The sequence below is a fragment of the Frankia sp. AgB1.9 genome (assembly GCF_016786355.1).
In the GTDB taxonomy this organism is placed as follows: Bacteria; Actinomycetota; Actinomycetes; order Frankiales; family Frankiaceae; genus Pseudofrankia.
Genome location: NZ_JADWYX010000037.1, coordinates 79,298 through 85,698 on the forward strand (window position 1 = coordinate 79,298; position 6,401 = coordinate 85,698).

5 protein-coding genes are annotated in these 6,401 nt (G+C 74.3%); 3 read left to right on the forward strand and 2 right to left on the reverse strand.

Annotation, left to right across the window (positions count from 1 at the left end):
* Window positions 1-151 precede the first annotated feature (151 nt).
* Together I6A60_RS16985 and I6A60_RS16990 are read right to left on the reverse strand one after the other, a co-directional pair.
* Complete coding sequence (locus I6A60_RS16985) at window positions 152-1,060, reverse strand: AEC family transporter (protein WP_203022599.1); 909 nt, start codon at window positions 1,058-1,060, stop codon at window positions 152-154.
* 277 nt (window positions 1,061-1,337) lie between these two features.
* Window positions 1,338-1,901: a YceI family protein gene (locus I6A60_RS16990; protein ID WP_203022600.1), complete on the reverse strand. Its 564-nt coding sequence runs from the start codon at window positions 1,899-1,901 to the stop codon at window positions 1,338-1,340.
* 265 nt (window positions 1,902-2,166) lie between these two features.
* Here I6A60_RS16990 and I6A60_RS16995 point away from each other — a divergent pair, with 265 nt between their 5' ends.
* From I6A60_RS16995 to holA, 3 genes are all read left to right on the forward strand, one after another.
* The gene (locus I6A60_RS16995; protein ID WP_238435593.1) at window positions 2,167-3,336 is read left to right on the forward strand and encodes a ComEA family DNA-binding protein; all 1,170 of its coding nucleotides are present in this window, start codon (window positions 2,167-2,169) and stop codon (window positions 3,334-3,336) included.
* Window positions 3,337-3,416: 80 nt separating this feature from the next.
* The gene (locus I6A60_RS17000) at window positions 3,417-5,213 is read left to right on the forward strand and encodes a ComEC/Rec2 family competence protein (protein ID WP_203022601.1); all 1,797 of its coding nucleotides are present in this window, start codon (window positions 3,417-3,419) and stop codon (window positions 5,211-5,213) included.
* Between the two features lie 37 nt (window positions 5,214-5,250).
* On the forward strand, window positions 5,251-6,401 hold a 1,151-nt coding region (gene holA, locus I6A60_RS17005), incomplete at its 3' end, for a DNA polymerase III subunit delta (protein WP_307873731.1).

Here is a 6,401-nt window from a genome sequence, read left to right on the forward strand (position 1 = left end):
GGCCGGCCGGGCGATCTGGTCACCCATCCGTCTGACCGGCTAGCGCCGCGCGTGGAGTGGGCCGCCCTTTTTACCCCGCCCTGGCCCCGGGCGGTAGTCCGCGCCAAGGGTTCACTGTTTGCTTGCTGGCTATTCAGCGGCGGTCGGCCGCTCAGCGATGCAGGATGAACGACCAGCCGGCGCAGGTCAGGATCGACAGCGGGACCCCGAGGCCGACCAGCAGGCTGGGCAACGGCGTGGCCAGATCGCGGCGGGCGGCCATCAGCGCGCCCGCGACCATCGGCGGCATGGTCGCCTCGAAGAGCGCCACCTGGATCGCGCGATCATCCAGCGACCCGAACAGGGCGTAGCCCCCGACGATCAGAGCCGGCGCGACGAGCAGCTTCACCGCCAGCCCGACGGTGAGCTCCCGCCGCCACCGGCCGACCGCGCGTACCTCCAGCTGCAGGCCGATCGCGAACAGCGCCAGCGGGCTGAGCGTGTTCCCAAGCTGGGTCAGCACCTCGGTCAGCCAGCTCGGGTAGCCGACAGGCCGCAGCGCGAGCCCGGCGAGCAGCGCGAGCAGCGGCGGCGCGGTGACCATCCGCCGGCCGATCTCCCGCGGCGTGACCCGGCCGTCGTCCTCACCGGCGGTCGCGACGAGCGTGGCGACGACCGTGCTGAGCAGCACGAACGACCCGAGCTGGTCGACGAGCACGGCGATCGGCACCTGGCCCGCGCCGAAGAACGCGGTCACCATCGGGATGCCGACGAACGACGTGTTCGCGCAGGCCGTCGTCGCGACGAGCGCGGCGACCGACTCCCGGGACAGCCTCAGCGGCCGGGCGAGAACCAGGTAGAGCACGGAGGTGACGGCGAACAGCAGGTACGGGACGGCGACGACGGCGAGGATCGAGCCCGGGAACCTGACCTCGTGCATCACCCGCAGCGCGAGCGCCGGCAACGCGACGTTGAGCACCCAGAAGCCGACGGCGTGCTGGGCGTCCATCCCGATCTTGCCGCCGCGCCGGAAGGCGGCGCCGGCCGCCAGGCCCACCAACAGCACGACGAGGGCCGACACCCGCCCGAATCTCCCAGCCGGAATCCCGACTGGCCGGGCAAGTGGGGCAATGTGGGTGGACTCACCACCCGGTGTGGGCCGACCCGCCGGTCGGCGCACCCAGACGCGTCTCAGCCGCGCCGGAGTGGCCGGCGCGGCTGAGAGCTCGCGGTCCTGCTGCCTGTCCTGTTCGGGCTGCCTGTCTTGCCGGGGCTGCCTGTCTTGCCGGGCTGTCCTGCTTGGGCCGGCTGTCGTCGCTTGGGCTGACTGTCCGCGCCCGGGCTGGCTCTCCGCGCGGTCAGGCGGTCTTGATGGCCGAGACGTCGAGCTGGATCTTGATCTTGTCGCTGACCAGGACGCCGCCCTTGTCGAGCGCGACGTTCCAGGTCAGACCGAAGTCCTTGCGGCTGATGGTCGTCTCGCCGCTGAAGCCGGACCGGTCGTTGCCCCACGGGTCCTTCTGGCTGCCCTCGAACTCCAGCTTCAGGTCCACCGCGCGGGTGACGCCCTTGATGGTCAGGTCGCCGGTCACGACGTACTCGTCGCCGTCCTGGACGACCTTCGTGCTGGTGAAGGTCAGCGTCGGGAAGCTCTCGACGTCGAGGAAGTCCGTGCCCCGGACGTGGCCGTCGCGGTCGGCGACGCCACTGTCGAAGCTGGCGGTCTGGATGGTCACGGTCGCGCTCGACTGGGCCGGGTCGGAGCCGTCGAGGACGAGGGTGCCTTCGAAGTCCTTGAAGGAGCCGCGGACCGTGGTCACCATCGCGTGCTTGGCGGAGAAGCCGAGGCGGGAGTGAGCCGCGTCGATCGTCCAGGTACCGGTGAGCGCGGACAGCTCGGTGGTGGCGGTGGCTTCGGACATCTGGGTCCTCCTGGTGAACGGGGCCCACCGCCGCCGATGACGGTGGGCGCGTGGATCGGGCCGCAGACTTCGCGACCGATCGTTGCCTGAGCAACTATATAGAGCGGCTCCGGTATTCCGGTCGCCCCGTGACACGCGCCATGCCCCTGTCCTGCCGGCTCCGCGGGGGGTCCGGTCGATTGACCGGTCTGTGGACGGACGGTCGATTTCCACTGGGCGCGGCAAGCGGGCGCTGGCCGCCCCAGGCGGGCCTACCTTGCGCCTCATGACCCGTCTCGACCGCCCTGACCTCGCCGAACCCGCCACCGGGCGCCCCCGCGCCGCCTTCCCACCGTCGGATGTGCCGGACCTCGTTCCGCGCGGCCTGGACCCGTTCGACATGGCTCACGCGGCCCTCGGCGCGAGACCAAAGGCCACGCGGAGCCCGGACCTCGCCGGTCGCGGTACGGGCCATGCCGAGCCGGCCGCCGAACCTGACCTCGGCCCGGCGACCCTGCTGCGCTCTGGCCTTGGCGACGACGACCCCGACACGGGCCCCATTGCCCGATGGCCCGAGGACGACCGGGCCGACAGCGAGGCCGACGGCCTGGGCGGCCTGTTCGACGCCCACGACGACCTGCGATACGAGCGTGATGAGCCCGACGACCCGGCTGATCGGGATGACTATGACGATCCCGTCCAACGGGGCCACGGTCTGGGGCGCCGGCCTGGGCCGCGTCGAGGCCTCACCGGGCGGCTGCCGGCCGCGCTGCGTGGCGCCGTCTGGGACCCGGCTACGCGAGGCGCGGTGATGCTCGCCCTGACCGCCCTCGTCGCGGCAGCCGTCGCCGCAGGCTTCGCGTGGCACGCGAGACCAGCCCGGATCGGCACCGACGCGACGCAGGAGCCCACCCGTCAGCCCAGCGGCAGCCTCACGACAGGCAGCTGGGTCGGACCGGCGTCCGCATGGACGACCAGCCCGCCGACTCCCAGCTCGACCCCGAGCGCGGCGACCGAGGTCGTCGTCGACGTCGCGGGCCGGGTACGCCAGCCAGGGGTGGTGAGCCTGCCCGCCGGATCCCGGGTCGCCGATGCGATCGACAAGGCCGGGGGAGTGCTGCCGGGTACCGACACCACCGATCTGGCACTGGCCCGCCCACTCGTCGACGGTGAACAGATCCTCGTCGACGGCAAGCCAGGACCGGCGCCCCCCGGACCTGCAGGCGCGGCCGCCGCCGGCGGCGCGGGTCCGAGTGCCTCGGCCGGCCCGGTCCATCTGAACTCCGCGACCGTGGACCAGCTGGACACGCTGCCCGGCGTCGGTCCCGTCCTCGCCCAGCGGATCGTCCAGTGGCGCGACGCCAACGGTCCGTTCACCTCACCGAACCAGCTGGGCGAGGTACCCGGTGTCGGGGACCGGCGGCTCACGGAGCTCCTTCCCTTGATCACGCTGTGAGGGCGGCCGAAGAGACGGCCCCAGCGCCATTGGATCTACGGCTGGCGGCGCCCACGGCGGCCCTTTGGGCCGGGGCGGCGATGGCTGACCGCTGGGTGCCATCGCCCGCTGGTCTGGTCGCGGTCGCGGGTGTCGGCGGGCTTGCCGCGCTGCTGGGCACCGTGCTCTGGGCCCGGGAACACGCCCGAACAGGCTTCGGGGCGGACGCCAGAAGGCGGGACCCGGGGGTCGCCACCTCGCCTGAGCCACGGGACGGCAGCCGTCGCGCGACGCTGGCCGTCGCCGTGACGGCCGCGGTCGCGGCGGGCGTCTTCGTCGCCGGTGTCGGCGGGCAGGATCGGCGGGCCGGTGTGCTCGCGCAGCTCGCCAGCCGCTCGGCGACGATCAGCGCCGAGCTCGTCGTCACCGACGACCCACGTCCGAGCGCCCGAAGCGCCGCCGGCTCGGTCGGCGGTACCCGAACGATCCTGGTCCCGGCCAGAATCGTCCGGCTGGCGACCGGCCGAGCTGTAGGCGCCGTCTCCGGAGCGCGCCTGTCCGGGCCGGGAGCCACTCCGGCCGTGCCCGCGCCCGCGGCTGGTGGCGGATCCGGTGCTGGGCAGGCCGGCTCCCGCCGTCCCGGCGGGCGGTCGTCCCCGGCCAGCGGGGCCGCGGCAGCCGACGTGACCGCGCGCCTTGACGTGCCGGTTCTCGTGTTGGCGCTTGTCGGCGGCGATGACCGATGGTCCGGGCTGCTTCCCAGCACCCGGGTCATGGCGACCGGACGGCTTGGCCCGCCTCAGCCGGGCGACCAGATCGGTGCGGTCCTGCTGGTCCATGGGCCGCCGCGACAGGTCAGGGGGCCGGCCTGGTATCAGCGGCTGGCCGGTCGCCTGCGGGCCGACCTGCGGATCACCGCGAGCGGCCTGCCCCAGCCGGCCCGTGGTCTGTTCCCCGGACTGGTGGACGGCGACGTCAGCGGGCTCGACCCGGCGCTGCGGGACGACTTTCGCGCTGCCGGGCTCACCCACCTGACCGCGGTGAGCGGCGGCAACGTCATGATCACGATTGGCGCGGTGCTGGCGGCGCTGCGCCGGACCAGGACCGGGGTCCGGTCGCGAGCGTTGTGGGCGGCCGGCACGATCGTCGGCTTCGTCGTCGTCGCGCGGCCGTCGGCGAGCGTCCTGCGGGCCGCGGCGATGGGTCTTCTCGGCGTCGTCGCGACCGGCACCGGCCGCGGCTCCTCGGTGCTGCCCGCGCTCGCCGGCTCGGTCGCCGTGCTGCTCCTCGCCCGTCCGGACCTGGCGCTGTCCGCCGGGTTCGCGCTGTCCGTGCTGGCCACGGCCGGGATCGTGATCGTCGCGCCCGGGTGGCGCGACCGGCTGGCCAGGCGGTTGCCTGGTCGGCTCGGCCGGCTCGCCGAAGGCGTCGCGGTCGCCGCCGCCGCGCAGCTGGCGTGCACCCCGGTGATCGCCTGGATCGGCGGTGGGGTCAGCCTGGTCGCGATACCGGCGAACGTGGCGGCCGAGGTGGCGGTCGCGCCCGTGACGGTCCTCGGGCTTGTCGCGCTGGCCGCCGGACCGGTCAGCGGGCGGCTCGCCGGGTGGGTCGCCTGGCTCGCTGGCTGGCCGTGCCGGTGGCTGGTCCTGGTCGCCCAGACGGCGGCGCATCTGCCCGGCGCGACGATGGGCTGGCCGGGTGGCCCGGCCGGCGCGCTAGCGGCGGTCGCGGCCCTGCCAGCCGGCTATGGCCTCCTGCGCCGCCGCTGGGGGCGCCGGGCCTGCGTGGCGCTACTGGCGGGCCTGCTCACCGCTCGGTCCCTCGCCTCCCACAAGCCGGCGACGCCGATCGCCGAGATCTTCCCTGCCGTCCAGGCCTCCGACGCGCGCCGGCAGTGATCGTGGCATGCCGGCCCGATATGCCATGCTCGGTCTCGTGCCGCCATCCATCCCGCCGTTGCTGCTCATCCAGGGGGATGAGGAACTGCTGGTCGCCCGCGCGGTCCGGGAGGCTCTCGACGCGGCCCGCGCCGTCGATCCGGAGCTCGAGGTCGTCGATCGGGCCGCCGGCGAGTTCACCGACTCCGATGTCGTCGACCTCGGGGCGTCGTCGCTGTTCGGCGGGCTGCGCGCCGTCGTGATCCGGGCGGCCCAGGAGCTGACCGACGAGCTACGGGACGCGCTGATCGCCTACATCGCCCATCCGATGGACGACGTGATGCTCGTCGTGGTCCACAACGGCGCTGTCCGCAACCGCAAGATCGTCGACGCGATGAAGGCCGCCGGTGCTCGGGCCGTCGCCGTGCCGAAGATCAGCCGGCCTCGTGAGCGACATGACTTCGTCGTCGCGGAGGTGCGCCGAGCCGGCGGGAGGATAGCGGACGCCGCCGCGGCGGCGCTGCTGGACGCGGTCGGCAGCGACCTGCGCGAGCTCGCCGCCGTCTGTGAGCAGCTGGTCGCCGACACCGACGGTCCGCTCGACGAGGCCGCCGTGCACCGCTTCCACCGGGGGCGCGCCGAGGCCAGCGGCTTCGCTGTCGCCGACGCGGCCATCGGTGGCGATCTTGGATCTGCGCTCACCCTGCTGCGCCAGGCGCTGGAATCCGGCACCGCCGCCGTACTCATCAGCAGCGCGGTGACCGGCGGGCTGCGTGACCTCGCGAGGGTCGCGGGCGCCGGCGGCGGTTCCAAGTTCGACCTGGCCCGCGCGCTCGGCATGCCGGACTGGAAGGTCGAGAAGGCCCAGCGGTCGGCCCGCGCCTGGTCCGACGACGGCCTCGCCCGCGCGCTGCGGGCCGCGGCGGCCGCCGACGCCGGCGTCAAGGGCGGCGCCGCGGATCCTGCCTACGCACTCGAGACGTTGGTCCACACCGTCGTGGAGTCCCGCGGCCCCAGCCGCCCCCCCCCCCCAGGCCCGGGCGCCCCGCTACACCCCCGCCCCCCGCCCGGCCGGCCCCCCCCCCCCCCGCCGCCCCCCCCCCCAACCCGGGGGGGCGGGGGGGCCCCCCCCCCGCGCCTGGCGGGTCGTCGCGTTGTCATCGAACGCATCGCGTCGTCATCAGACGCGTCGTGGATGGTGATGTCGTC